Annotated in this window: 21 protein-coding genes and 1 pseudogene; 11 read left to right on the forward strand and 11 right to left on the reverse strand. The window is 72.0% G+C overall.

Going from position 1 to position 26,937, the window contains the following annotated elements:
- Window positions 1–17: 17 nt before the first annotated feature.
- The 4 genes from IE198_RS30230 to IE198_RS30245 are packed head-to-tail and all read right to left on the reverse strand — an operon-like array spanning window position 18 to window position 5,068.
- Window positions 18–665, reverse strand: coding sequence for a GTP-binding protein (locus tag IE198_RS30230; RefSeq protein ID WP_189892361.1), 648 nt, complete (start codon window positions 663–665; stop codon window positions 18–20).
- Window positions 646–1,044, reverse strand: a complete 399-nt coding sequence (locus tag IE198_RS30235) for a DUF742 domain-containing protein (RefSeq protein ID WP_189892363.1) — start codon at window positions 1,042–1,044, stop codon at window positions 646–648. Before IE198_RS30235 ends, IE198_RS30230 begins: the two co-directional genes overlap by 20 nt.
- Entirely contained in the window at window positions 1,044–1,520 is a 477-nt protein-coding gene (locus IE198_RS30240; protein WP_189892365.1) for a roadblock/LC7 domain-containing protein, read from the reverse strand. The genes IE198_RS30235 and IE198_RS30240 overlap by 1 nt, the downstream gene beginning before the upstream one ends.
- Entirely contained in the window at window positions 1,517–5,068 is a 3,552-nt protein-coding gene (locus IE198_RS30245; protein WP_373300022.1) for a sensor histidine kinase, read from the reverse strand. Before IE198_RS30245 ends, IE198_RS30240 begins: the two co-directional genes overlap by 4 nt.
- Before the next feature lie 365 nt (window positions 5,069–5,433).
- Here IE198_RS30245 and IE198_RS30250 point away from each other — a divergent pair, with 365 nt between their 5' ends.
- A complete protein-coding gene (locus IE198_RS30250) occupies window positions 5,434–6,222 on the forward strand; it encodes a hypothetical protein (RefSeq protein ID WP_189892412.1) in 789 nt (262 codons plus the stop codon).
- Between the two features lie 322 nt (window positions 6,223–6,544).
- Here IE198_RS30250 and IE198_RS30255 read toward each other — a convergent pair whose 3' ends face one another.
- On the reverse strand, window positions 6,545–7,027 hold the full coding sequence (locus tag IE198_RS30255; protein ID WP_189892370.1) for a MarR family winged helix-turn-helix transcriptional regulator: 483 nt from the start codon (window positions 7,025–7,027) through the stop codon (window positions 6,545–6,547).
- A 125-nt stretch (window positions 7,028–7,152) separates the two neighbouring features.
- On the opposite strand from IE198_RS30255, the pseudogene IE198_RS30260 reads away from it, so the two are divergent.
- A pseudogene (locus tag IE198_RS30260) lies at window positions 7,153–7,284 on the forward strand (lysozyme); the annotation flags it as partial.
- A gap of 34 nt (window positions 7,285–7,318) precedes the next feature.
- Here the strand turns inward: IE198_RS30260 and IE198_RS30265 are convergent.
- Both IE198_RS30265 and lon read right to left on the reverse strand, forming a co-directional pair.
- Window positions 7,319–8,116 carry a pentapeptide repeat-containing protein gene (locus IE198_RS30265; RefSeq protein ID WP_189892372.1) on the reverse strand — a complete coding sequence of 266 codons (798 nt, stop codon included), beginning with the start codon at window positions 8,114–8,116 and terminating at the stop codon, window positions 7,319–7,321.
- Window positions 8,117–8,199: 83 nt separating this feature from the next.
- Window positions 8,200–10,611, reverse strand: a complete 2,412-nt coding sequence (gene lon / locus IE198_RS30270; protein WP_189892374.1) for an endopeptidase La — start codon at window positions 10,609–10,611, stop codon at window positions 8,200–8,202.
- 621 nt (window positions 10,612–11,232) lie between these two features.
- Here lon and IE198_RS30275 point away from each other — a divergent pair.
- The 7 genes from IE198_RS30275 to IE198_RS30305 all read left to right on the forward strand — a co-directional run bounded on the left by IE198_RS30275 (window position 11,233) and on the right by IE198_RS30305 (window position 19,989).
- Entirely contained in the window at window positions 11,233–12,102 is an 870-nt protein-coding gene (locus IE198_RS30275; RefSeq protein WP_229834491.1) for a nucleotidyltransferase domain-containing protein, read from the forward strand.
- Between the two features lie 122 nt (window positions 12,103–12,224).
- Window positions 12,225–12,866: a GNAT family N-acetyltransferase gene (locus tag IE198_RS30280; protein ID WP_189892376.1), complete on the forward strand. Its 642-nt coding sequence runs from the start codon at window positions 12,225–12,227 to the stop codon at window positions 12,864–12,866.
- Window positions 12,867–12,976: 110 nt separating this feature from the next.
- Window positions 12,977–13,672: a spermidine synthase family protein gene (locus tag IE198_RS30285; protein ID WP_189892416.1), complete on the forward strand. Its 696-nt coding sequence runs from the start codon at window positions 12,977–12,979 to the stop codon at window positions 13,670–13,672.
- Between the two features lie 103 nt (window positions 13,673–13,775).
- Window positions 13,776–14,513, forward strand: a complete 738-nt coding sequence (locus IE198_RS30290; RefSeq protein WP_100111355.1) for a response regulator transcription factor — start codon at window positions 13,776–13,778, stop codon at window positions 14,511–14,513.
- Entirely contained in the window at window positions 14,510–15,613 is a 1,104-nt protein-coding gene (locus tag IE198_RS30295; RefSeq protein WP_189892378.1) for a HAMP domain-containing sensor histidine kinase, read from the forward strand. The genes IE198_RS30290 and IE198_RS30295 overlap by 4 nt, the downstream gene beginning before the upstream one ends.
- A gap of 322 nt (window positions 15,614–15,935) precedes the next feature.
- Window positions 15,936–19,730 (forward strand): multifunctional oxoglutarate decarboxylase/oxoglutarate dehydrogenase thiamine pyrophosphate-binding subunit/dihydrolipoyllysine-residue succinyltransferase subunit, encoded by a 3,795-nt coding sequence (locus IE198_RS30300; protein ID WP_189892381.1) that lies wholly within the window; start codon window positions 15,936–15,938, stop codon window positions 19,728–19,730.
- Window positions 19,731–19,809: 79 nt separating this feature from the next.
- On the forward strand, window positions 19,810–19,989 hold the full coding sequence (locus tag IE198_RS30305) for a DUF6104 family protein (RefSeq protein WP_030049542.1): 180 nt from the start codon (window positions 19,810–19,812) through the stop codon (window positions 19,987–19,989).
- Between the two features lie 405 nt (window positions 19,990–20,394).
- On the opposite strand, the gene IE198_RS30310 is transcribed toward IE198_RS30305, so the two are convergent.
- Complete coding sequence (locus IE198_RS30310) at window positions 20,395–21,162, reverse strand: hypothetical protein (RefSeq protein WP_189892383.1); 768 nt, start codon at window positions 21,160–21,162, stop codon at window positions 20,395–20,397.
- A gap of 172 nt (window positions 21,163–21,334) precedes the next feature.
- Here IE198_RS30310 and IE198_RS30315 point away from each other — a divergent pair, with 172 nt between their 5' ends.
- Together IE198_RS30315 and IE198_RS30320 are read left to right on the forward strand one after the other, a co-directional pair.
- Window positions 21,335–22,204, forward strand: a complete 870-nt coding sequence (locus IE198_RS30315) for a DUF4097 family beta strand repeat-containing protein (protein ID WP_189892385.1) — start codon at window positions 21,335–21,337, stop codon at window positions 22,202–22,204.
- Between the two features lies 1 nt (window position 22,205).
- Window positions 22,206–23,192 (forward strand): PadR family transcriptional regulator, encoded by a 987-nt coding sequence (locus IE198_RS30320; protein ID WP_189892387.1) that lies wholly within the window; start codon window positions 22,206–22,208, stop codon window positions 23,190–23,192.
- 50 nt (window positions 23,193–23,242) lie between these two features.
- Here IE198_RS30320 and IE198_RS30325 read toward each other — a convergent pair whose 3' ends face one another.
- From IE198_RS30325 to IE198_RS30335, 3 genes are read right to left on the reverse strand one after another with little or no spacing between them, the layout of a single operon-like run.
- Window positions 23,243–23,818 carry a Clp protease N-terminal domain-containing protein gene (locus IE198_RS30325; protein WP_189892389.1) on the reverse strand — a complete coding sequence of 192 codons (576 nt, stop codon included), beginning with the start codon at window positions 23,816–23,818 and terminating at the stop codon, window positions 23,243–23,245.
- On the reverse strand, window positions 23,818–24,027 hold the full coding sequence (locus tag IE198_RS30330) for a helix-turn-helix domain-containing protein (protein ID WP_005312042.1): 210 nt from the start codon (window positions 24,025–24,027) through the stop codon (window positions 23,818–23,820). The genes IE198_RS30325 and IE198_RS30330 overlap by 1 nt, the downstream gene beginning before the upstream one ends.
- Before the next feature lie 48 nt (window positions 24,028–24,075).
- Complete coding sequence (locus IE198_RS30335; protein WP_189892391.1) at window positions 24,076–26,829, reverse strand: type 1 periplasmic-binding domain-containing protein; 2,754 nt, start codon at window positions 26,827–26,829, stop codon at window positions 24,076–24,078.
- Window positions 26,830–26,937: the final 108 nt, after the last annotated feature.

Here is a 26,937-nt window from a genome sequence, read left to right on the forward strand (position 1 = left end):
GTTGCGTGTTCGGGAGGCTATTCGGGGGTGGCTTCGAGGGCGTGGGCGACCAGCGCCAGCAGCGACTCGATCACCGTGATCCGGTTACGGGCGTCCATGATCACGACCGGCACGTGCGGCGGGACCGTCAGGGCCTCCCGTACGTCCTCCGCCTCGTAAGCGGTCGACCCCTCGAAGTGGTTGACGGCGACGACGTACGGCAGTCCGCAGCTCTCGAAATAGTCGAGCGCCGGGAAGCAGTCCGGCAGCCGCCGGGTGTCGGCGAGCACTATCGCGCCGATCGCCCCCCGCACCAGGTCGTCCCACATGAACCAGAACCGCTGCTGGCCGGGCGTACCGAAGACGTACAGCACCAGGTCGTCGTCGAGCGTGATCCGGCCGAAGTCCATCGCCACGGTCGTGGTGACCTTGTCGGGCGTGGCGGCGAGGTCGTCGGTGTCCTCGCTCGCGCTGGTCATCAGCGCCTCTGTCTGCAGCGGCGTGATCTCGGAGACGGAGCCGACGAACGTCGTCTTGCCGACGCCGAAACCGCCCGCGACGACGATCTTCGTCGCGATGGGGGCGCGGGTGGTGTCCAACTGCCAGGGCTGCAGCGCCTCTTCGGGTTCGGTCCCGGGGCCGGCCTGGGGGCGGACGAGGAGCGTGTCAGAGGCGGCGGAGTCCACTCAACACCCTTTCGAGCAGTGCGCGGTCGGGCTGGCCGGCGCCGTGACCGGTCCCGTATACGCGGATCTTTCCCTGGTCCGCCAGGTCGCTGAGCAGCACCCGCACGACACCGAGCGGCATCTTGAGCAGCGCCGAGATCTCGGCGACGGTACGCATCCGGCGGCACAGTTCGACGATCGCCCGCAGCTCGGGCATGACGCGCGAGACGAGGTTGCCGCCCGGCAGCTCCCGGCGCTCCGGCGGCGCTTCCAGCGCTGCGACGAACGTCTCGACGAGCAGCACGTGCCCGAAGCGGGTGCGGCCGCCGGTGAGGGAGTACGGACGGACCCGGGCGGGGCGTTTGCCGTCGCCGCGCAGGGGCAGCTTGGGGGCGGACATCACAGACCACTCTCCATCGATTTGCGCAGTTCGCTGCGGACTTCGGGGGTGAGTACGTGTCCGGCACGGCCCACGAAGAGGGCCATGTGGTAGGCGACGACGCTCATGTCGCAGTCGGGCGTGGCATGCACGCCGAGCAGGGAGCCGTCACTGATGGACATGACGAAGAGGCTGCCCTCCTCCATGGCGACCATGGTCTGCTTGACGCCTCCGCCGTTCATCAGGCCCGCGGCGCCGATCGTGAGGCTGCCGATACCGGAAACGATCGTGGCGAGGTCCGCGCTGGAGCCCCTCGGGCCGTCGCGGTGGGCGGCCGGGGCCGCGCTCCGGCCGGGGTCGGAGGAGAGCAGCAGCAGACCGTCGGAAGAGACGACGGCGACGGAGTGGACGCCTGGCACCTCCTCCACCAGATTGCCCAGCAACCATTGAAGGTTGCGAGCCTCGCTGCTCAGCCCGAATGTGCCGGTCGCAGTCAACTGCGTGCCTCCTCGACTGTGTCCCCCGTCTCCGCTTCGGTGTGTGCGTTCTCGGCCTTCTCGGCGCTCTCCGATCTCTGAGCGATCTCCGCCTCGGCGTCCCGGCGGCCGTCCTTCGCGCCTTGGTGGAAGCCACCGAGCCGGCGGCGCAGGGCCTCGGCGTCGACGCTCCCGGTACGCCCGCTCGGGGCGGTGGCGGGCGTGAGCGACTTCGGGGTCCGCTTGGGCAGGCCCTTGTCGGTGACCCGGTCCCAGACGGCGGGTTCCTCCGGCTCCTCCTCGGGCGCCTGCGGCTGCGGAAGCCGCATCGCGAACGTCACCTGGTCGACGCCGGCCTTCGCCGGATCGCCGTCGGCCGTCCGCTCGTGCGTGTCCGGCTTTGCCGCAGCGGCGATGGCCCGCTCGGCGGCCTTGACGAACGGGTCCGGCTCGGGCTCGTGCGCGAAGCCCGGCACCGGGGCGGCTTCCGCCACGTCCCCACCGGGCTCCGACGCGATGGCCTCTTCGGGTGCCGTTCGGGAAGCCGTGCCCGCGTCTTCGTGGCCGACCTGGTCCGCGGTCGGAACGACGGCCCGGCCCTCCGCGAAGGCCGGATCACCGGCCACGGCCTCGCCGGCGGGCACGTCCGTGCCGGGTGACGCCGCCGCGTGGGCGAACGGACCGTCGGCGGCGGCCGGGTCCGTCGGCTCGGCGGGGTCCGTGCCCACCGTCAGGCCCGGCACGTCGACGCCGGCGTCCTCGGACGCCGGGACGGCGGGGACCGCCTCGTAGGCGTCCGGGTCGGCGTCCGAGGCCGGGGCCGGGTCGTGGCCGATGGACGCGCCCGGGGCCGGGCCGCCGGCCAGGTCCGGGCCGCCGGCAACGCTCTCGTGGTCGGCCTGGGCAGGGTCGACGGCGACGTCCTTGTGGTCCGCCGGGTCGAGGGCCGCCGGGTCCTCAGCGAGGCCCGGGGCGACGGCAGCGTCCTCGGGACCGACCCGGTCCGGGCCACCGGCCGGGGCCACGGAAACGTCGACGTCGGCCGCCTCCGAGACGCCGGCGCGGTCCTCCGCGGACGTCGGGACGGCCGGGGCCGCCTCGTGGGCGTCCGGGTCCGCCTGGGAGGCCGGGTCCTGGCCGACGGTCAGGTCCGGGTCGCGTCCGAGGGACACGTCCGGCTCCGGGCCGGCGGACGCGTGCGGGCCCGCGGGCGGCGGCGTGGTCGAACGGCGGGCGTTGGCGGGCAGGGCGTTGGAGTTGGCCTCTGCGACCGAGCCCGGCAGGTTCAGGGCCGGGGCCCCGCCCGCAACCGGGGCCTGGTGGCCGCCCGCCGCAGGCGGCCCGGTCGGCAGCAGTGCCCCCGGCACGACGACCACCGCCGTGATCCCGCCCTGCTTGTGCTCGCGCAGCTGGATCCGTACGCCGAGGCGTGCCGCCAGCAGCCCGGCGACCCGCAGACCGAGGCCTTCGCCCTCGCGGCCCGCCGGGGGCTCGGCCTCGTACGACTCCGGGTCCTCGAGCCGCGCGTTGATCTCGGCGATACGGCCTGCGGTCATGCCGATACCCGCGTCCTGGACGGAGAGCATGACCTCTCCGCTCTCCAGCAGCCAGCCGGACAGCTCGACCTGGGCGTCCGGCGGCGAGAACGACGTGGCGTTCTCGAGGAGTTCGGCGACAAGGTGGCTGAGGTCGTCCGCGGCGAAGCCGGCGACCTGGGCGTGCGGCGGCAGGGACTGGATGACGACCCGCTCGTAGCGCTCGATCTCGCTGACCGCGGCGCGCAGCACGTCGACGAGCGGGACGGGCCCGACATGGCCGTGTCCGTGCTCGGTGCCTGCGAGCACCAGGAGGTTCTCGCTGTGCCTGCGCATGACGGTGGCCATGTGGTCGAGCTTGAAGAGCGTGGCGAGGCGCTCCGGGTCCTGCTCGCGCTCCTCCAGCTTCTCGATGACGCCGAGCTGCCGCTCGACGAGGCCGAGGGTGCGCAGCGACAGGTTGACGAACGTGTGGTGGACCGTGTGGCGCAGCCGGTCGAGTTCGGTGCCGATCTCCTCGGTGCGCTGTCGCAGCTCGGCGCGTGCCGCGGCGAGTTCGGCCTCGAGCGCCTCCCGGGTACCGATGAGGTCGCCCCGCTCGCCTTCCAGCCGGCCGGCCCGCGTGCCGAGGTCGCGGAGCTTGCCGTGCAGGTCGTTGAGGGACCGTACGACCTGGGCGAACTCGTCGTTGCGGCCGGTGAAGCGGACCGGTTCCTCGGCCTGCGGGTCGGGCGCGTCAGCGAGCCGGGCCGCGCCGATGCGCAGGACGGCGAGCGGGCGGGTGAGCGTACGGGAGACGGCGGCGAGCACGCCGACGGTGACCACGACCAGCCCGCCGAGGAGTGCGATACGGATCTCGAGCGCGGTGAGGTCGTCGTCGCGCAGCTGCTCGAACCGCGCGGTGCGTTCTGTGGCGAGGGACGACTCCGCGCCCCGCATCTGCTCGATACGGGCGGTGAGCGCGGCCTCCAGTTTCGCGGGGTCGGTGCCGCGTTCCGAGTCGGAGAGCTCGGGCCGGTCGGTGAGGCGGGCCAGATAGGTCTCGGCGGTCTTGACCTCGGGACCGGTGACGGTGGCGTCGACCTTGTCCCGGGCCGCCTTCCCGGCAGCCTGGTCGAAGTCGGCGAGGGCGGCGAGTTCACGCACCCGGGCCTGCTGCGCGGCGGCGGTGAGGGCGTTCCGGGCACGGGCGTCGGCGCCGGTGTCCTCGCCCGCGTTCTCCACGGGGAGGCCGGTGACCGGGTCGTAGCCGATCACCGGTTCCGGCTGCGGCACGGCGAGCGCAGCGAGCAGCAGCCCGCGGGCGGCGGAGGCCTGCTCCACGGCGAGGCCGAGCTCGGCGGGGGCCCTGGTGGCCTCCGCGGCGCGGGGTGGTGTCCGGTCGGCGAGTTCGCCCGCGAGCGCGTGCAGGGCGGAGATGACGGTGGTGTAGGCCTGGTGCGCCTCGAGCGCGGTGCCCTTGCCGGTGAGTGCGGCGCGGCGGACGGAGGGCACGGAGGCGAGCGAGTGGCGCAGGTCCGCGCGGTCGGTGTCCAAGGCGTCGCGCATCTCGTCGATCTGCCGGTCGACGCGGGCGCTGAGACTGCCGGAGATCTTTCGGCGGTCCTTCTTGTCGCCGCCCTGGTCGTCGCGGCCTGCCGCGATGTACGCGGTGACCTCGTCGCGTTCGTCGGCGAGCGAGTGGGCGAGCGTGACGGCCTGCCGGTCGAGCGCGGCAAGGGTGACCAGCCGCTGGGACTCGGTCAGGTCCGCGGAGCTCGCGAGGATGCCGGGGGCCCCGGCCCCGACGACGAGGAGGACGGTGACGGCGACGCCTGCGACGAGCCGGTTGCGGACCCGCCGGGGACGGCCGGCCGGTACCTGCTCGTCAGCGGGCCGCGGGACTGCCGCTACCGCGGTCTGCGCGACCGTGTCCGGATCACGGGGTGCCGGGATCGGTTGGGGAGAGGCCGGGGCCCGGTGGCCGCCCGGGCCTCCCGTGGACGGGGTTCCAGTGGGCCTGCCGCCGTTGCCCCGAGGCCGCTTCATCTGCACCGGTGCTCGCAATCTTGCTTGACTCGTCCACCCTTGAAGCAGAGATGACGACCGGTCACACGTGAAAGCCCCACCCCTGGTACGGCTTCCGACCATTCCAGTGCCTTTGGGAGGGAGGCGCGCATCGGCCGCTCCGCCACCCGAACGAGTGAACAACACTCAGGAGTTGGCGAACAACTTCCGGCTGCGGCCCACGGTGCCCTGCGGCGTCCACGGGTTGGACCTTCCGGCGAGCCTTTGACAGGATGCCCGCCCGCAGCTTCGCACAGCCCCCCAATCGGGACGAAGCACCCGCTCTGACCTGCCGGTACGGGCCAATGCCCGTACCGTGAGGCCTTTGTGAAGGACCCATGCAGACTGGATCCATGCGTATCGAGCTCGCCACCTCCCCCGGTTCCCCCGAACGCCCCAACGAGGACTGGGCGTCCGTCACCCTGCCCGCTTCGGGGCGAGGCGGCACGGCGGTGGTGCTCGACGGTGTGACACCGCCGCAGGACGACGCGGGATGTGTGCACACCGTGCCGTGGTTCACCGCACGACTGGGCGGCGCCTTGGTCGAACTGTCCGGTTCGCGGCGCGACCTGACTCTTCGGGAAGTTCTCGCGAAATCAATCCGGCGCACCGCGGACACCCATCGCGACACCTGTGATCTTTCTCACGTTCGCACCCCTCAGGCAACGGTGGTCCTCGCGCGTTGGGGCGGGCCGGATCAGGACGTGGAGTATCTGGTGCTCTCCGACTCGACCCTGCTGCTGGAGACCCCCGAGGGCGTGGTGCGCCCGGTGCTGGACGACCGACTGGACCGCCTGCCGCGTGCGGCGCTGCGGACGCATGCCTTGGCGGACGCACTGCGGAACGCCGAGGGCGGGTTCTTCACGGCGGCGGCGGATCCGTCGGTGGCGGCGCGCGCGGTCGCGGGCAGCGTCCCGCGCGGGCAGGTGCGTTCGGTGGTCGCGCTCACCGACGGCGCGTCGCGCTGGGTGGACATGTTCTCGCAGGGCGACTGGGCGGAGTGCGTGGCGCTGCTGCGCAAGGAGGGTGCGCAGGGCCTGATCGACCGGGTGCGGGAATTGGAGGCGGCGGCACAGGCGCGTACCGGGGTGATCCGGTGGAAGCTCCACGACGACGCGTCGGCGGTGTTCGTGGAGCTGTGACGGGCCGGGCGGCTGCGGGATGCCGCTGCGCGGGGCCGTTCCCCTACCCGCCCTCCCCCTGGCGTGGCGGCGCGGGTGCGACCCCCGTTCCCGGAATCCGGGCTTTCGCCCCGGACTCCGGTACTGCGCTCCGTACGGAGTCCGCCGGCGCCGGACCGACTGAACCGTCCCTCGCGCGGCAGATCCGGCCCTGGGGTACGCCACGCCGCCAGTCGTCCCGGTATGCCGCCCGGAGGGCGGCGCGGGGCCGGGGGCGGCGCGGGGCCCGGGGCGCAGCCCGGGTTCGGGGCGGGGTCGCGGCAAGCGCCACGCGGGCGGGACGTCAGCTCTCCGCGCGCGCGTTCAGCTGATGCAGCAGCCGCGCGAGCTCCGCGACCTCGCCGCGGTCCCAGCCGGCCAGCTTGCTGCGGTACCGGTCCCGGCGGGCGTCGCGCACATGGCGGAAGCGGGCCACGCCTTCGTACGTGAGCCGTACGAGGGAGGCGCGGCCGTCTGCCGGGTCCGGTTCGCGGGTGACCAGGCCGAGCTCCTCCAGGGCGCGCAGCTGACGGCTCATGGTCGCCTTGCCGACGCCGAAGTAGCCGGCCAGTTCGGTCGCCCGCTGCTGCCCCGCCTCCTCCAGCCGGACGAGCAGTCCGTAGGCGGCGGGTTCGAGCTCGGGGTGGACCTCACGGGCCATTTCGCCGGAGGACGCCCTGGCGCGGCGCAGAAAGACGGCCAACTCGCGCTCCAGTGCCAGGAACTCCTGGTCCGCGCCGCTCCCGCTCCTCGGGTCGGCTTCACCCGCCGTACTGCCTTCGTGCACGTCAGCACCCCTCGCACGCTTTCCTGGTCGTGAAAGTTTCCTCCGGCGGCCGGTGTTGCCGCAGCTCCGCCGTATCTTCGCAGGCGTAGACCAACGGCAGCGGCCGTTGCCTCTTACTGTCGGACACGCCGGGCGCCCTGCCGGCCGGCTGGCCCTACTGCACGATGTGGCAGTACACCTCGTCCGGGCCGATCGTCGGCGGCCACAACAGGTTCAACGGCGCGTACGACCGCCTCGTGGCGCTCGCCAACGGCTGATCCGGCCACGCGACCCGGCCGTGGCCCTCCCCGTTCACGACCAGTGCGCGGGGCGGGTCAGCCCGTCCGGCAGGCGAGTGGCCGCGTCGCCCCTGGCCGCGTTGAGCTGTGGCTGGGTGAGGAAGATGCAGCCGGTCAGATCGGCGCCGGACAGATCGGCGTCCCTGAGGTCGGCGCCGATGAGGTCGGCCAACCGAAGATCGGCACCCGTCAGATCGGCCGCGATGAGATACGCGCCGCGCAGCCCGGCGCCCCGCAGATCGGCGTTCCTGAGCCTGGCGCCCATCAGGTCCGCGCCCCTGCGGTCCTTCTTCCGGCCCTTGACCTGGGCCCGCACCAGCTCGCTCGTCCTCAGCAGGAGGACGTTCACCTCCTGGCGGTGGGCGGCGACGTCGAGCTTCTCCAGGGCGTCGGGCGCGAGCCGGGTGAGGTCGGTCACGACGTCCCGCTGCCGGCGCAGATCCGCGTGCACCTCGCGCGCGGCGTTCAGGGTCAGCGCCTCCTCCAGGTACCAGAGCAGCTCGTGCAGCTGCCGGACCACGGGGAAGACGTCGAACATCTGCCGGGCCGTTTCCGGGGCGTCCCGCCAGCTCGTGCCGCCGAAGGTGACCTGCGAGACCTGCTGGCCGGCACCGAAGCAGTCGTAGACGGTGCAGCCGGGAAAACCGCTGTCGCGCAGGCGCTCGTGGATGCCGCAGCCGAAGTCCGTGCGGAGATTGGCACAGGGTGTACCGGCCTCCTTGTTCACCGCGAAGTCGGCGGAGGCGGCGAAGGGCAGTGCGACACAGCACAGCCCGAAGCAGTTCGAGCAGTCGGCCCGCAGGGTGGTCATCTCTCCATTGTGCGGGACGAACGGGCACGGCAGCGGCCCGGCGGTGGATGCCCACCGCCGGGCCGCTGCCTGCCCCGGGCCGGTCAGGCCGCGGCCGTCACCGGGATCTCGGCCGCCGAAAGCGCGAGTTCCAGCACCTGCAGGACGTCCGTCACCGGGTGCACCTCGAGCTTCTCGAGGATCTCCGCCGGAACGTCGTCCAGGTCGGCCTCGTTCCGCTTCGGGATCACGACCGTGGTGATGCCCGCCCGGTGCGCCGCGAGCAGCTTCTGCTTCACGCCGCCGATGGGCAGCACCCGGCCGGTGAGCGACACCTCGCCGGTCATCGCCACGTCCGTGCGCACCTGGCGCCCGGAGAGCAGCGACGCGAGCGCCGTGATCATCGTGACGCCCGCGCTCGGGCCGTCCTTCGGCACCGCGCCCGCCGGGAAGTGAATGTGCACACCCCGGTCCTTGAGGTCGGCGACCGGCAGCTCCAGCTCGGCGCCGTGCGAGCGCAGGAAGCTCAGCGCGATCTGCGCGGACTCCTTCATCACGTCGCCGAGCTGACCGGTCAGGGTCAGTCCGGACGCGCCCGTCTCCGGGTCGGCGAGCGACGCCTCCACGAACAGGACGTCCCCGCCGGCACCGGTGACGGCGAGCCCGGTGGCCACGCCCGGCACCGCGGTGCGGCGCTCGGCCGGGTCCTGGGCGGACTCGGGCACATGGTGCGGCCGGCCGATCAGCCCGCGCAGCTCCTCGTGCGTGACGGTGAACGGCAGCTCCCGGTCACCCAGCTCGTGCTGTGCCGCGACCTTCCGCAGCAGCCGCGCGACGGCCCGCTCCAGGTTCCGTACGCCCGCCTCGCGGGTGTACTCGCCCGCCAGCTTGCGCAGCGCCGAGTCGTCGAGGGTCACCTCGCCGGTCTCCAGACCGGCCCGCTCCAGCTGGCGCGGCACGAGGTGGTCGCGGGCGATGACGACCTTCTCGTCCTCGGTGTAGCCGTCGAGACGCACCAGTTCCATCCGGTCGAGCAGTGCCTCCGGAATGGCCTCGAGCACGTTGGCGGTAGCGAGGAAGACGACGTCGCTGAGGTCGAGCTCGACCTCCAGGTAGTGGTCGCGGAAGGTGTGGTTCTGCGCCGGGTCGAGGACCTCCAGGAGTGCCGCGGCAGGGTCGCCGCGGAAGTCGGAGCCGACCTTGTCGATCTCGTCGAGGAGGACGACCGGGTTCATGGAGCCGGCCTCCTTGATCGCGCGGACGATCCGGCCGGGCAGCGCACCGACGTACGTACGCCGGTGGCCGCGGATCTCGGCCTCGTCCCGTACGCCGCCGAGCGCGACGCGCACGAACTTGCGGCCCATGGCGTGCGCGACGGACTCGCCCAGCGAGGTCTTGCCCACGCCGGGCGGTCCGACGAGTGCGAGCACGGCGCCCCCGCGCCGCCCACCGACCACGCCCAGCCCCCGGTCGGCGCGCCGCTTGCGCACCGCCAGGTACTCGGTGATCCGCTCCTTCACGTCCTGCAGGCCCGCGTGCTCCGCGTCCAGCACGGCCTTGGCGCCCCGGATGTCGTAGGCGTCCTCGGTGCGTTCGTTCCACGGCAGTTCGAGAACGGTGTCGAGCCAGGTGCGGATCCAGGAACCCTCGGGCGACTGGTCGTTCGCCCGCTCCAGCTTCTCGACCTCCTTCAGCGCCGCCTCGCGGACCTTCTCGGGCAGGTCGGCGGCCTCGACACGGGCACGGTAGTCGTCGGACTCGTCGCCCTCGGACTCGCCGTTGAGCTCGCGCAGCTCCTTGCGTACGGCGTCCAGCTGACGGCGCAGCAGGAACTCGCGCTGCTGCTTGTCGACGCCTTCCTGGACGTCCTTCGCGATGGACTCGGCGACGTCCTGCTCGGCGAGGTGCTCGCGCAGCTGCTCGGTGGCGAGCTTGAGACGGGCGACGGGGTCGCTGGTCTCCAACAGCTCGAGCTTCTGAGTGGTGGTCAGGAACGGCGAGTAGCCGGAGTTGTCGGCGAGCTGCGAGATGCCGTCGATCTGCTGTACCCGGTCGACGACCTGCCAGGCGCCGCGCTTCTTCAGCCAGTCGGTGGCCAGCGCCTTGTACTCCTTGACCAGCTCCGTGACGGCGCCGGGCAGCGGGTCGGGAACGGTCTCCTCGACCACTGTCCCCTCGACCCACAGGGCAGCGCCCGGGCCGGTCGTACCGGCGCCGATACGGACGCGGCCGACGCCGCGGATCAGCGCGCCGGGATCGCCGTCGGACAGCCGGCCGACCTGCTCGACGGTGCCGAGCACGCCGGTTGCGGCGTAGGTGCCGTCGACGCGGGGAACGAGCAGCACCTTCGGCTTGTTGCCCGAAGGACGAGCGGCGGCCTGGGCGGCCTCGACCGCGGCCCGTACCTCGGAGTCGGACAGGTCGAGCGGCACGACCATGCCGGGCAGCACGACCTCGTCGTCGAGCGGCAGCACGGGCAGAGTGAGCGGTGAGTTCGCCTTGATATCGGCAGCCATGATCTCCCCTTAGGCAGTCAAGTTGAGCTGTACCGACTCAATGCATATGAGCCCGCCAATGTTCCCCAGGGCATGTTCGCTGTGAGCGATCACCGAAATCCGTTCCGCGACGCCGCACGGCGAAGGAGCGGGAACTGCACCACCGAGTGCTCGCCGACCACCACGATCACGGCGATCGCCGCGGCGGGTGAATGCAGGGCACGGGCCAGGGCCTCGCACCGATGGCGAGCCCGCCCACGACGCGCCGTCCGGATCGAACCGCCCCCGACAGCCGGGGAGAAGAAGCGTCGGGCAGGCCACCGGCAGCGGAGCGCCTCGCGGTGGTGGACATGGTGGCCGGCAACCGGTGCGGCACCGAGGACCGGCCCCGTGAGGGTTCCTGACCCGGCATCGTGGGCCGGCCCGGACAATGCCTGGCCCGTTGTGCCGGCCGATGAGGAACGGAAGATCGAGCGCCTCCGAAGAATTTCCCGGGTGCGCATCGTTCGCGCCCGCGTCGTTCGCGCCCGCGCCGCCACGAGGCATGCCTCGAGCGGCTGCCCCGCCGCTGCGCGGTCGGTGAGCTGCACGGTCCGTCCGATGAGCTGTCGCGGAGGCCCGAAAGCGGTGCAGTGTTCCTCCATGAGTCGTTGGCCGTACGGACCGGACAGGGCGACACGCGGCGCCACGGACGACACCGCGCCCGCGGACCACAGGGGACTGAACCCGGACGGGACCATCGCCCGCGAGGGCTCGCTCGACCGCGTCACCGCCGACTTCGCCCCGGTGGTGGCCGCCGCCCGGACGGAGATCGCCGGCAACTTCGAAGGCAGCCGCCTGCACAGCGCCTATCTGTACGGAAGCATCCCGCGCGGCACGGCCGTGCCCGGTGTCTCCGACCTGGATCTGCTGCTCGTGCTGCACGGGGAGCCCGCCGCCCGGGACCGGGCGGACGCCGACGCGGCCGAGGCCGTGCTCGACGGGACGTTCGACGTGATCGACGGTGTCGGCATACTGCTCGTCGGCGCCGGGGCGGCGCTGAGCGAACTCGAGCGGTACGACCTGGGCTTCTTCATCTCCTGTCTGTGCACACCGCTGCTGGGCCAGGACCTCGCCGTCCGCCTCCCTGCCCAGCGCCCCACCTCGTTGCTGGCCCGCGAGACCAACGGCGACCTGGCCCTCGTGCTGCCGCGCTGGCGTGAGCGGCTGCGGAACGCCGCGACGGACACCGAGCGACGGGCGCTGTGCCGCAGGGTCGCGCGGCGCATCGTGCGGACCGGGTTCACCCTGGTCATGCCCCGCTGGGGCGGCTGGACCAGCGACCTGCACGACTCGGCGGAGCTCTTCGCGCTCCACTGTCCGCAGCGCGCGGAGCAGATGCGGCTGGCCGCAGCAGCGGCCCGTACCCCGACGCCGGACCCGGTCGTGCTCCGCACCCTCGTCGAGGACCTGGGGCCTTGGCTGGCGGCCGAGTACACGGCAGTGCACGGGGAGAAGGCGGCGCGGCCATGACCCACGGAGCCGGTCCCTCCCAATCCCCGGTCCCTATTAATGGGGTGGCCAAGGCACCGCGGGCCACGGTGTAATAGGCATTGCTGGTTTGCGTCTATTACTGCTGCTTCCGAGGAGCCCTTATGTCCTTCGAATCGACCGCGGAGATCGTCCACGCCTGGGTCCGGGGCTGGGTGGCATCGCGCGGCGCGGCCGACCCGGTGCGCAGACCCTGGGGTTTCACCGTCGACGTCGGCCAGGTCAAGCACGCCACCCGCCACGTCCTGACCGCGGACGACGAGGCCACCGTGCGGAAGGTCGCCGCCGAAGTCGCCGCGCCGACGGTGTGGCTGAAGGTCTTCACCGACCCCGACTCCGTCGTCGAGTGGGCGGGCCCCGACTGGGCAGTCGACAGGCCCGGCTGGCTGATGTCCACCGAACTGCGCCGAAACCGGACGGTGGTGCCCGACGGCTACACCCTGCGGACCTGGAGCCGCGGCGGTGTCGTACGGGCCCTGGTCGTAGGAGCCGACGGCTCGTTCGCGGCCCGCGCCCAGATCGCCCCGACCGGGCGCACGGCCGTGGTCGACCAGGTGGAGACCGCCCCCGAGCACCGCCGCAAGGGCCTCGGGCGGTTTGTGATGCACACCCTCCACAACGCCGCGCTCGACCACGGCGCGACCGTCGGCGTGCTCGGCGGCACCCTGGACGGCCGCGCTCTCTACGAGTCCCTGGGCTGGCGCGTCCACGCACCGCTGGTGAGCCTGTTCCACCGCCCGGCCTGAGCCACATCCGCGCGCTTTCCTGCGCGGCAGCGGTTTGTCCCCTTCGGTGGAGCCCGGCCAAGATGGACCCCATCCGTGTCGTCACCCATCGCCGCCCCGGAGGTCGTCCCATGCCGTTCCCCGCCACCAACGCCCCCGTCACCCTCGACCGGCGCGAGGGCCCATTCGGGGAGGTGGTGCTGCGCAGACGGGGCGAGGGAGAGGAGAAGGTGTACGAGATCATCGCCAACGGGTGCTTCCTGATGGACACGGCCGACGGGCGGTCCGAGCGGCTGCTCGTCGACGCCGCGCACCGGGCGATCCGGACCCGGAACGTCGCCCCGCGGCTCCTCATCGGCGGTCTCGGGGTCGGGTTCTCGCTGGCCCACGCCGCCGCCATGCCGTCGTGGCGGCGGATCGCGGTGGTCGAACGCGAGGAGGCGATCATCGACTGGCACCGGGGCGGGCCGCTCGCCGCGATCTCGGGGGAGGCGCTCGGCGATCCACGGTGCGTGATCCTTCACACGGACCTGGTGAGCCATATCGGTTCGACCGCGGACCGTTACGACGCCCTGTGCCTGGACATCGACAACGGCCCGGACTGGACGGTCACGGAGGACAACGGGGAGCTGTACTCGCCGGCCGGACTCGCCGCCTGTCAGGCGGTGTTGGAACCCGGCGGCGTGCTCGCCGTATGGTCCGCACAGCCGTCCGCCGCGTTCGAGGAGGCGTTGCGGAATGCCGGATTCACCGGGGTAAGAACCGAAGAGGTCCACCTTGCCCGGGGCGTACCGGACGTGGTCCACCTCGCCGTTCGCCCTGCGTAGCCGGGACGCCGTCGCTGCCTTTACGCTGCTGGACTACACACCGGAACCACCTTCGAAGCAGAACCAGATGCAGCTCGCAGAGAACGCGTACAAGGGCGGGGCGATGGAGCAGACACACACCACGCAAGGCGGCGTCGCGGCCACTCCCGGAGCCCAGCGCCGGGTGCTGGTGGTCGAGGACGACGCCACGATCGTCGACGCCATCGCCGCACGGCTGCGGGCCGAGGGCTTCCTGGTGCAGACCGCCCTCGACGGCCCGGCGGCCGTCGACGCGGCGGACGCCTGGCAGCCGGACCTGATGGTCCTGGACGTCATGCTGCCCGGCTTCGACGGGCTCGAGGTATGCCGCCGGGTCCAGGCGCAGCGGCCCGTACCGGTGCTGATGCTGACCGCCCGTGACGACGAGACGGACATGCTCGTCGGGCTCGGCGTCGGCGCCGACGACTACATGACCAAGCCGTTCTCGATGCGCGAACTCGCGGCCCGGGTGCATGTGCTGCTGCGCCGTGTGGAGCGGGCGGCCCTGGCCGCGGTGACACCGCGCAGCGGAATCCTGCGCCTCGGCGAGCTGGAGATCGACCACGCGCAGCGCCGTGTACGGGTCAGGGCCGAGGACGTGCACCTGACGCCGACCGAGTTCGACCTGCTGGTCTGCCTGGCGAACACGCCACGCGCCGTCCTCTCCCGTGAGCAACTGCTCGCGGAGGTCTGGGACTGGGCGGACGCCTCCGGCACGCGCACGGTCGACAGCCACATCAAGGCGCTGCGCCGCAAGATCGGCGCAGAGCGCATCCGTACCGTGCACGGCGTCGGCTACGCCTTGGAGACGCCGGCGCCATGAGACGGCGGCAGGGCGGCGGGCCGGGAAAGCGGCTGAGTACCGCCTCGATCACGATATCGATCAAGACCAAGCTCAGCACCCTCGTGGTGGTCTCGGTCCTCATTACCACCGGTCTGATGCTGATGGCGTTCCACAGCAAGACCGAGGTGCGTTTCATCACGGTCTTCACGATCATCGCGACCCTGCTGATCACCCAGTTCGTGGCGCACGGCCTGACCGCGCCGCTGGACGAGATGAACACCGTCGCCAAGGGCATATCGCACGGCGACTACACCCGCCGGGTGCGTGGCGCCGACCGCCGCGACGAGCTCGGCGACCTCGCCTCCACGATCAACCGCATGGCGGACGACCTGGAGGCCGTGGACCGGCACCGCAAGGAGCTGGTCGCCAATGTCTCGCACGAGCTGCGCACCCCGATCGCCGCGCTGCGGGCCGTGCTGGAGAACGTCGTCGACGGGGTGTCCGCCGCCGATCCCGAGACGATGCGCACGGCGCTGAAGCAGACCGAGCGTCTGGGCCGGCTGGTGGAGACGCTGCTGGACCTGTCCCGCCTCGACAACGGCGTACTGCCGCTGCGGGCCTCCCGCTTCGAGGTGTGGCCCTATCTGTCCGGCGTGCTGAAGGAGGCCAATCTGGCGTCCTCCCGGCGCGGCCTGGCCTCCGGGTCGGGCCATCACACCCGCACCGACGTGCATCTGCACCTGGACGTGTCCCCGCCTGAGCTGACGGCGCACGCCGACGCCGAGCGGCTCCACCAGGTGGTGGCGAACCTCATCGACAATGCGGTGAAGCACTCCCCGCCGCACGGCCGGGTGACCGTGCGGGCCAGGCGCGGGCCGTACCCCGAGTCGCTCGACCTGGAGGTGCTGGACGAGGGCCCGGGCATCCCCGAGCAGGAGCGCCACCGTGTCTTCGAGCGTTTCAACCGGGGCGGCGTTCCCTCCCCGCACGGCCCGGGCAGCGACGGCGGTACGGGGCTGGGGCTGGCGATCGCGCGCTGGGCGGTCGATCTGCACGGCGGGCGCATCGGGGTGGCCGAATCCGCACACGGCTGCCGTATCCAGGTCACTCTTCCGGGGATCAGGCCGGCACGCGTTTGACGTATGGTTCGAACCGGAAGCGCGGATTCTGCGTGTAAGAGGTCTGAGACGCGGGAAGCCGACGTGCCGAGCCACGGAAAGCTGCCGGTCAGGACGTTGCCGGAGATCCGTAAGGGTGCGGGCCCAGGCCCGTGACCGCCGTCAGGCGTACCCCGGCTCGACCGAACCATGCGTGTTTCCCGCCATTCCGGGCCCCGAAACGCGCTGTTCGGTGTGACTTGCACGACGTTGACCCGCCCGGCCTGCACCTCCCGGCCAGGGAGGCGTAGCCTTTATTTCCGCTGTCCATCACCTTGTGAAGCGGAAGAGGGCGGTTCTCGCCGTGTCGTCTCAGTCCCCCAGTAACTCGAGTCTCTCGACCGACCAAGCCGGGCAGGGTCAGAACCCTGCCGCTGCATTCGGCGCCAATGAGTGGCTCGTAGACGAGATCTACCAGCAGTACCTCCAGGACCCGAATTCGGTCGACCGTGCCTGGTGGGACTTCTTCGCCGACTACAAGCCGGGAGCGGCCGCCACGGCGGACGCCCCCGCCGCTGGAGCGAAGCAGACTCAGGGCGACGGAGCCGCGCCGGCTCCCGCCCCGGCCGCCGCCGCTCCGGCGCAGCCCGCAGCCCCGGCACAGCCCGCCGCCCAGGCGCCGGCTCCCGCGGCGCCCGCCAAGGCTGCTCCCGCGCCCGCCCCGGTACAGCCGGCGAAGCCCGCCGCGACCAAGCCGGCCCCGGCCGCCAAGGTCGATGCCCAGCCGGCCGACGGCCCCGAGTTCGTGACGCTGCGCGGCCCGGCCGCCGCGGTGGCGAAGAACATGAACGCCTCCCTGGACCTGCCCACGGCCACGTCCGTGCGCGCCGTCCCGGTGAAGCTGCTCTTCGACAACCGCATCGTCATCAACAACCACCTCAAGCGCGCCCGTGGCGGGAAGATCTCCTTCACCCACCTCATCGGGTACGCGATGGTGCAGGCCATCAAGGCCATGCCGTCGATGAACTGGTCCTTCGCCGAGAAGGACGGCAAGCCGACCCTGGTCAAGCCCGACCACGTGAACTTCGGTCTGGCCATCGACCTGGTGAAGCCGAACGGCGACCGCCAGCTGGTCGTCGCGGGCATCAAGAAGGCCGAGACGCTGAACTTCTTCGAGTTCTGGCAGGCCTACGAGGACATCGTCCGCCGCGCCCGCAACAACAAGCTGACGATGGACGACTTCACCGGCGTCACCGTCTCGCTGACCAACCCCGGCGGCCTCGGCACCGTCCACTCCGTGCCGCGTCTGATGCCCGGCCAGTCGGTCATCATGGGCGTCGGCTCGATGGACTACCCGGCCGAGTTCCAGGGCACGTCCCAGGACACCCTGAACAAGCTGGGCATCTCCAAGGTGATGACCCTCACCTCGACGTACGACCACCGGGTCATCCAGGGTGCCGCGTCGGGCGAGTTCCTGCGGATCGTGTCCAACCTCCTCCTCGGCGAGGAGAACTTCTACGACGAGATCTTCGAGTCGCTGCGCATCCCCTACGAGCCGGTCCGCTGGCTCAAGGACATCGACGCCTCGCACGACGACGACGTCACCAAGGCCGCCCGCGTCTTCGAGCTGATCCACTCCTACCGGGTCCGCGGTCACGTCATGGCCGACACCGACCCGCTGGAGTACCGCCAGCGCAAGCACCCCGACCTGGACATCACCGAGCACGGCCTCACGCTCTGGGACCTGGAGCGCGAGTTCGCCGTCGGCGGCTTCGCCGGCAAGTCGATGATGAAGCTGCGCGACATCCTGGGCGTGCTGCGTGAGTCGTACTGCCGCACCACGGGCATCGAGTTCATGCACATCCAGGACCCGAAGCAGCGCAAGTGGCTGCAGGACCGGGTCGAGCGCGCCACCACCAAGCCGGAGCGCGAGGAGCAGCTGCGCATCCTGCGCCGGCTGAACGCGGCCGAGGCCTTCGAGACCTTCCTGCAGACCAAGTACGTCGGCCAGAAGCGCTTCTCGCTGGAGGGCGGCGAGTCCGTCATCCCGCTGCTCGACGCGGTCATCGACTCGGCCGCCGAGTCGCGCCTCGACGAGGTCGTCATCGGCATGGCCCACCGCGGCCGGCTCAACGTGCTTGCGAACATCGTCGGCAAGTCGTACGCCCAGATCTTCCGGGAGTTCGAGGGCAACCTCGACCCGAAGTCGATGCACGGCTCCGGCGACGTGAAGTACCACCTCGGCGCCGAGGGCACCTTCACCGGCCTCGACGGCGAGCAGATCAAGGTCTCCCTGGTCGCCAACCCCTCCCACCTGGAGGCCGTCGACCCGGTCCTCGAAGGTGTCGCCCGGGCCAAGCAGGACGTCATCAACAAGGGCGGCACGGACTTCACGGTCCTGCCGATCGCGCTGCACGGTGACGCGGCCTTCGCCGGCCAGGGTGTCGTCGCCGAGACGCTGAACATGTCGCAGCTGCGCGGCTACCGCACCGGCGGCACGGTCCACGTCGTCATCAACAACCAGGTCGGCTTCACGGCCGCGCCGGAGTCCTCCCGCTCCTCCATGTACGCGACCGACGTCGCCCGCATGATCGAGGCGCCGATCTTCCACGTGAACGGCGACGACCCCGAGGCCGTGGTCCGCGTCGCGCGGCTCGCCTTCGAGTTCCGCCAGGCGTTCAACAAGGACGTCGTGATCGACCTCATCTGCTACCGCCGCCGCGGTCACAACGAGGGCGACAACCCGCAGTTCACCAACCCGCAGATGTACAACCTGATCGACAAGAAGCGTTCGGTGCGCAAGCTCTACACCGAGTCGCTCATCGGTCGCGGCGACATCACGCTGGAAGAGGCCGAGCAGGCGCTCCAGGACTTCCAGGGCCAGCTGGAGAAGGTCTTCGCGGAGGTCCGCGAGGCCACCAGCCACCCGGCCCCGGCCCATGTCCCGGACGCCGAGGCCGAGTTCCCGGTCGCGATCAACACGGCGGTCTCCCAGGAGGTCGTCAAGCGGATCGCCGAGTCCCAGGTCAACATCCCCGACCACATCACCGTGCACCCTCGGCTCATGCCGCAGATGCAGCGCCGGGCGGCGTCCGTCGAGGACGGCACGATCGACTGGGGCATGGGCGAGACCCTCGCCATCGGCTCGCTGCTGATGGAGGGCACCCCCGTCCGGCTCTCCGGCCAGGACACCCGCCGCGGCACGTTCGGCCAGCGCCACGCGGTGCTGGTGGACCAGGAGACCGGCGAGGACTACACGCCGCTGCTCTACCTGTCCGAGGACCAGGCCCGTTACAACGTCTACGACTCGCTGCTCAGCGAGTACGCGGCGATGGGCTTCGAGTACGGCTACTCGCTGGCACGTCCGGACGCGCTGGTCATGTGGGAGGCGCAGTTCGGTGACTTCGTCAACGGCGCGCAGACCGTCGTCGACGAGTTCATCTCCTCCGCCGAGCAGAAGTGGGGCCAGCACTCCGGTGTCACCCTGCTCCTGCCGCACGGCTACGAGGGCCAGGGCCCGGACCACTCGTCCGCGCGTCCCGAGCGCTTCCTTCAGATGTGCGCGCAGGACAACATGACGGTCGCCATGCCGACCCTGCCGTCGAACTACTTCCACCTGCTGCGCTGGCAGGTCCACAACCCGCACCACAAGCCGCTGATCGTCTTCACCCCGAAGTCGATGCTGCGCCTGAAGGCCGCGGCGTCCAAGGCGGAGGAGTTCACCACCGGCGGCTTCCGCCCGGTGATCGGCGACGACTCGGTCGACCCGGCCGCCGTCCGCAAGGTCGTCTTCTGCGCCGGCAAGGTCTACTACGACCTCGAGGCGGAGCGTCAGAAGCGCGGCGTAACGGACACGGCGATCATCCGACTCGAGCGTCTGTACCCGCTGCCGGGTGCGGAGCTCCAGGCGGAGATCGCCAAGTACCCGAACGCCGAGAAGTACCTGTGGACGCAGGAGGAGCCGGCGAACCAGGGTGCCTGGCCGTTCATCGCGCTCAACCTGATCGACCACCTCGACCTGGCCGTCGGCGCGGACATCCCGCACGGCGAGCGCCTGCGCCGCATCTCGCGCCCGCACGGCTCGTCCCCGGCCGTCGGCTCCGCGAAGCGCCACCAGGCGGAGCAGCAGCAGCTGGTCAACGAGGTCTTCGACGCGTGAGGCGGCTGCGCCGCCGCGTGACGTAGTACCCGGCCCGGCCCCGCGATCAGTTCGCGGGGCCGGGCCATATTCTGTGCTTATGTACTTCACCGATCGCGGTATCGAGGAGCTGGAGAAGCGACGCGGCGAGGAGGAGGTCACCTTCGAGTGGCTCGCCGAGCAGCTGCGCACGTTCGTCGACCTCAACCCCGACTTCGAGGTCCCCGTCGAACGCCTCGCCACCTGGCTGGCCCGCCTCGACGACGAGGACGACGACTAGCAGGCCGCGCGCGGCCCTCGGTCCCCTGTCATTCCTTTCCTGCTGGGCGCGGGGGCCGTGTGGGGTCCTCCAGACCGCCAGGCCCGGGGGACAGCCGCAAACAGGGTCCGGCGAGTCTTGTTCCATGCCACGGCCGCAGCGCTCGAACGCCGCTGCTTTTGCAGTCCGTCCGGGGCATTCCCCCACGCCTGGCGGTGTGGCAGGTACGCCACGGCCGCCGGCGGGTGGGAGAGAGCGAGGACACCGCGCAGCGCGGTACGAGGTCCGGGGCCCCACCCGCGGCGAAGCCGCGATGAGGTAGGCGCCCAGGGGGTGGAGCTCCGGCACACGGGGTCCCGGGGGCAGTCCCGGATTCGGGAGGGGCAGTACCCACACCGCCAGGTAGGCGGGTGGCCCCCCGGCGCGTCACGGCCGCAGCCGCTCCCACACCAGCGGCGCCGACCCGTGCGCGACCAGCACCGCTCCCGCGGTCACCCAGCCCCCGCTGCGCCGCCGCATCCCGAGCACCATCAGCGCCACCCCCGCCGCCATCTGGGCCGTGGCCGCCGCGCGGAACCAGGACGGGCGGGGGTGGGCCGGCGTCGCCGCGTCGCGGCGGCCGGTGGAGTCGATCTCCTCGGCAGCCGCCGTGCGCGCGGCGCTGCGCAGGTCGTCCGACGAGGCGCCGGGGGCCAAGCCGGTGGGCAGGGCCAGTCCGGTGCGGGTGAGCACGGCGGTCAGGCCGCCGAGCCTGGCCCGCGCGTCGGACTCGGGGTCCGGAGCCGTCAACGACTCGAGGGCCTGCAGGTCGAGGACCGGATCGAGCTCCAGCCGCGCCCCGAAGGTCCGCATCGCCTCGTCCTCGCCGACCGGGGTGCCGTTGGTCAGCCAGACGTATCCGACAGGGCGGCGGAAGCCGGAGGCCAGGGTGAGGCCGGCCCCGTCGCCGTCCCACCACAGGGCGAGCACCGGTCGGCCCACGCTGATCGAGAGCGCAGCGGCCCAACCGCCCAGCACCGCGTCGACCAGTTCGCCACCGTCCAGCCACGGCCGGCCCTCGGGCACGAGCACGCTCCATCCCTCGCCGGCCGTGGCGAGCAGGGTCCGTTCGCGCAGCAGATGGGCGGCCGGGTTCCGTACCGCCGCGGGATCGGCCCGGCAGAGCAGCAGGGCCCCCACGGGTGTCGCGTTCATGAGCCCACGCTAGGGCAATGTGGCCCTTGATCAGCGCCAATGTCGCGCGTCGCCCGCCAAGGCGGCCCGCACGGCGGCTGGGCACACGCTTGACACCGCAGATCCGCGATATATCGTGTTCTCTACGAGACGCGATATGTTGCGTCGTGGCCGGCCCCGGGAGGTCAGCACCATGGCAGAGACGACGTGGGAAGTCGCCGAGCCCCAGAAGCTCGCCTTCGACGACCCGCTGACCACGCTCAATGTCCGGATCGTAGGAGGAACGGTCAACGTCGTGGGCACGGACGAAGGTTCCACCCGGCTGGAGATCTCCGAGGTCGAGGGCCCGCCCCTGATCGTCACCAGGAACGGATCGACGCTGACCGTCGCCTACGAGGACCTGCCCTGGACGGGCTTCCTCAAGTGGCTCGATCGGAAGGGCCACCGCCGCAGCGCCGTCGTCTCCGTAGCGGTACCGGCTCAGACGGCCGTCGAGGTCGGTGTCGTCGGCGCCGGCGCGGTCGTCTCCGGGGTGCGGGGCACGACGGTCGTGCGCGGCGTGAGCGGGGACACCACCCTCGTCGGCCTGTCGGGTGACATCCGCGCCGACACCGTGACCGGCAACCTCGAGGCGCAGTCGGTCACCGGCGACCTCCGCTACAACTCGGTCTCCGGCGACCTGACCGTGATCGACGGCGCCGGCGCCTCCGTGCGGGCCGACTCGGTCAGCGGTGACATGGTCATCGATCTCGATCCCGGCGGACAACCGACGGACATCCGGCTGACCACCGTCTCCGGCGAGGTCGCCATCCGGCTCCCGCACCCGGCGGACGCGCGGGTCGACGCGAACACGGCCAGCGGCGCGGTGTCCAACGCCTTCGACGATCTGCGGGTCAGCGGCCAGTGGGGCGCGAAGCGGATCACCGGAACCCTGGGCGCGGGCAACGGCACGCTCAAGGCGACCACCGTCTCGGGGGCCATCGCCCTGCTCCGCAGGCCGCCCGCGGAGGACGATCCGTACGACGAATCACCCGCGGACACCCCGAGTGGGAAGGTGCTCTGACATGCCCCCCGTCTTCGCCCACGGACGGCTGCGTCTGTATCTGCTGAAGCTGCTCGACGAGGCGCCGCGCCACGGCTACGAGGTGATCCGCCTCCTCGAGGAGCGCTTCCAGGGCCTGTACGCCCCGAGCGCCGGCACGGTCTACCCGCGGCTGGCCAAGCTGGAGGCCGAAGGCCTCGTCACCCATGCCACCGAGGGCGGCCGCAAGGTCTACTCGATCACCGACGCCGGACGTGCCGAACTGGCCGGCCGCAGCGCCGAACTGGCCGACCTCGAACTGGAGATCCGCGACTCCGTCTCGGAACTGGCCGCGGAGATCCGCGACGACGTCCGCGGCGCGGCCGGCAAGCTGCGCAGCGAGATGCGTGCAGCGGCCAACCGGACCCGCAAGGAGTCCGGCCCCGGCGACTGGCGCCCCGGGCCAGGGGAGTTCGGAGCCGACTTCACGGACAAGGAGTCCTGGCGGGCCGCGAAGGAGGAGTTCAAGCGCGCCAAGCAGGAGTGGAAGGAACAGACGCGCCGGGCGAAGGACGAGTCGCGGCGGGCCCGCGAGGACGCCCAGCAGGCGCGGCGCCAGGCACAGGAGGCGCACGAGAACGCCCGCGCGGAGATGCAGCGCATCGCCCGGCAGGTGCAGGAGCAGGTCCAGGACCACTTCGCGCGCGGTGACTGGCCGACCGGCGTACGCGAGGGCCTGTCGGAGCTGACCACCCAGCTCGGTGGACTGGCACGGGGCACGGCATGGCCGCCGTATGTGAAGCCGGACCCGGCGGACGCCGATCCCGAGTGGGCGAAGGACACCGTCGGCACGGAGGGTTCTGCGGACCCGGGGCGTGATCTGGAGCGGCTGCTGGACCGCTTCCGTGACGACGTACGGGACGCGGCGCGGGACCACGGTGTGACGTCGGAGCAGCTGGGCGAGGCGCGCCGCCATCTGTCGACGGCTGCGGCACACATCGTCGCTCTGCTGCGCGGCCCCAAGGAGTGAAGGCGGCCAGGGGGCCCTCGCGGCCCCCGCCGCCCCCATCCGCCGCGGGCTCAACCCGCCTTCGCCGTACCGCCGTCCGCCTCGCCCCCGAACATCGCCCGCTCCAGCGTCGCGTAGGTCGCGCCGTGGTCGGCCAGGGCCTCGGAGACCACGCCCGGCACGGCGGTCAGCGCCAGCAGGATGTGCTCGGCGCCGATGGACCTGTCGCGCCGGCCCAGCGCGATCCGCAGCGACTTCTCCAGTGTCTGCTTGGCCTCCCGGGTGAAGGACCGGTGGCCCGACCACCAGCGCCGGTCCTTGCGGTCGCCCGCCAGGGCTCCTGCGCCGTGGGTCTCCTCGACCCTGGCGACGATCGCGCCCACGTCGATCCCGAGGCCCGCCAGGGCCTGTTCATCCGCCTTGGTCATGCCGCCGCGCCGGCGCGCGTCGGCGAGGGCGGCCTCGAGCGAGGCCCGCCGGTCCGTGATGCCGAGGGCCCGGAGGGCGAAGGCGGTCCGCGCTCCCTCCACCTCCATGAGGGCGAGCAGCAGATGTTCATTGGTGACGGTGGACGCGTCGGCCCGCTCCGCGCAGGCCGTCGCTCCGATCACCACCGCACGGGCGTCGTCGGTGAACCGTTCGAACATCACAGCCTCCCGTGCTTCTTGTGGACCGCCTGGCGGCTGACGCCCAGTTCCGCCGCGATCTCCTGCCACGACCAGCCCTGATTGCGGGCACTTCTGACCTGTACGGCTTCGAGCTGTTCCAGCAGCCGGCGCAGTGCGGCGACCGCGCGCAGCCCGACACGCGGGTCGCGGTCGCCCGCACGCTCGGCGAGATCGGTTGCTTCCGTCATGCACGTCAACGTACATTGACACCCGCCAGTCGTCAACCTTGATTGACATCAGGGACAGGGGTGCTTCCCCTCTCCCCATGCGCCGCGCAGGTCGCCGCGTGCCACCGTCCCGCACAGCAGCACGGTCCGCGCCCCCGTCGGCCCCCCTTGCTCCACCGCCGTCAGCTTCTGCTCCGTGAGCCGGCCGCCACCCGCCGCCCCATGCGCGTCTATCCGCCCCGTGGCCCCGTCGAAGCCGAGGCCGAGGCCTTGGTAGAGCACCGCCTGCAGACGGCCCCGGTCGAGACGCTCGTCGTGACCGCCGGTCCCCCGCCACGCCTGGTCTATGCCCTCGGCCAGATACCGCATCGCGTCCCAGGCGAGCGCCACATGGGCGTCCTGCCGCATCTCGCCGGTGCGGGTGCCGTGGTCCTTCGCGTAGGTACCGTCGTACGCCGCGAGGAAGGCAGCGGCCTCGCGGCTCGCGCCGGCCAGCGCCGGGGCCCTGCCGTGCGAGAGGTAGTACAGCGTCAGGCCGCCGAAGACCTGCCACGGCCGGCGCTCCTCCGTCAGGGCGTTGGTGACGTCGTCACCGCCGAGCACACTCACCTTCTGGCAGTCCCGCGCGTCGCGCGCCAACTCGTTCAGGAACAGCTGGAAGTGGCTTCCTCGCCCTGCCCACACCACCGCCGTGCGGGGCTCCTCGGCCACCGCCCGGCAGACTTCACGTGCCAGGTCCTCGACGGACGGGATCGACGTCCCTGCCGGGGCGCCGGGCAGCGGGGAGGGCTCCGGCGCGTCCGTCGGCGTGTAGAGGAGCAAGCCGGTGCGCTCATTGCCGTACGCGTCACGGAACGCCGCCGCGAGGCTCGCGCTGTACGCGTCGGACGGATCGGAGACCAGCCGCACCCGCACCGCGGTGCGACCGTCCACCATCGGCGCGTGCTCGGCGAAGGACGCCATCACCTTTCCGGCGCGGGTGTCGGTCGGCGCGGTCTGGTAGTAGTGCTCGCCCTGGCGGAGCAGTTCGTCGGCGGTTCCGGATGTGCCGACCATGGGCAGGCCGGCGTCGTCGAAGATACGCATCGCCTCGTAGGTGCGCCGCCGGCTCTGACCGAAGCCGACGACGCCGACGATCGAGCGGTCCCTTTCCGCGACATCGACGATCCGACGGGCCACGGCCGGGGCGTCCTTGAACCGGTCGCCGGCGTTCGCCGCCAGCACCCGCAGCGGCACCCGCTCGCCGGAACGAAGGGCCTGCCCGTTCACATACGCCTGGGCCAGGGCGAGCCCCCGCAGTTCGGCGAGCGTGCCGCCGCGCACCGGGTCCTCCGCGTCCTTGCCGCCGCTGAGCGGGCCGAAGTAGACGACCGTACGGGCGCGTGGCCGCGGATCGTCGGCCCCGCGGCCGGCGAGTTCCGCCTCCACCTGTTCGTTCTGCTGCTCGATGCGCTGCAGCACGTCCCGTACGGCGCGCTCGCTGTCGCCCGTGCCGAACGACGCCGCGCCCTCCGCGACGCCGACGCACTGCCCGTCCGTGCCGAGGAAGGTGGAGCCCAGGCACGGGTCCGGGCCGGTGCTGCTGAACGGAACCCCGGCGAGCAGGCCGGCCGTCACCGCCAGGGCCAGCACCCCCGCGCCGAGCACCCCGGCCACCTCGGCGCCCGGCCCCCAGCGCCGGGTCGGCGGGGCGAGCGTCGGCCAGCGGCCCAGCCAGTACGTTGCGGCCTGGTCGTCCTCCGGTCCCTCAGCGACCGGCACCACCATGCCCGACGGCCGCCCCGGAGGGGTGCCGCGCTGGGCGATGTTGGCCAGGTCGGCCCCGGCGGCGGACAGGCCGGCGACCTCGATGTCGGGGATCCGACTGGCCAGGGACCTCACACCGGCGGCCACGGCCACCACAGAGGTGCACCTCAGGTCCTCCATCGCAGACCTCAGCTCCCGCAGGAACCGCTGGTTCCGCGACTCGGCCGGGCCGGCCTCCTCCACCAGGAGTACGAAGCGGCTGACCCGGCGGCGGCGCCACGGATCCAACAGCCGTTTGCGGCCCGCCGCTTCGAGGTCGGCGAGCAGCGCGTGGACCAGGATCCGGTCCAGCTGCTCCGGGTCGCCGTCCGGGCCGCCACCCACCAGGTCGAGCGCCGAACGGAAGAACTCCGCGGGCAGTGTGCCCTGCTGCTGGCGCACCCACTCCGCGTACCAGCGACGACCGCCGGAGCGGCCACGGCCCAGCATGCGGCGGCCGGCACGCCTGCCGTACAGGGCGCGGGGCAGCCGCTGGAAGAGCGGGCCGGCGATGAAGTTCCACAGCAGTTCGAGCAGGGTGCCGCCGTTGGCCTGGTCCCGGCCGCCCAGCCACCACAGGCCGCGGGCGAGCCCGGAGACCTCCCGGTGCTCGGCGTAGCAGTGGTCGCGCAGTTCCTTGGGGCGCCGCTCCATCAGTCCGCCGGCGGCGGGCGCCCCGACGACGGCGCGCAGCAACCGGTACGAGGGCAACCGCAGCCGCCCCGTGCCCTGCGGCATGGACTCGTCGAGCTGGAACGTGATCTGCTCGAACAGGTCCAGCGGCCCCTCCGCCGGGTCCACGGGCGCGGCGGGCACACAGGCGTGCGGCGCCAGCCGGCCCTCCCGCCCGCGCAGCCGGGTGCGTAGGCCCCCGACGATCCTGCGCCCCGCCATGCCTCCGTCGGGCTCGCTCAGCAGCACGACGGGCACCCTGCTGCGGGTGCGGCGCGGCTGGACCACGAGTTTGTCGAAGGCGTCGACGAAACGCTCGACACCCGGATAGGCCGGAACCCGGCTGTTCTGGTCCCCCGTTGACATGCTTTCCCTCCCCCTCACGCGCCACCACGTGAGTGTCAGAGCCGTGCCCCGCATCAGCGGTGCGCAACCGTCCCGGACGGCGCTCTGCACCGTACCGGTCACCGGGTG

Source organism: Streptomyces xantholiticus (genome assembly GCF_014651015.1).
GTDB lineage: Bacteria > Actinomycetota > Actinomycetes > Streptomycetales > Streptomycetaceae > Streptomyces > Streptomyces xantholiticus.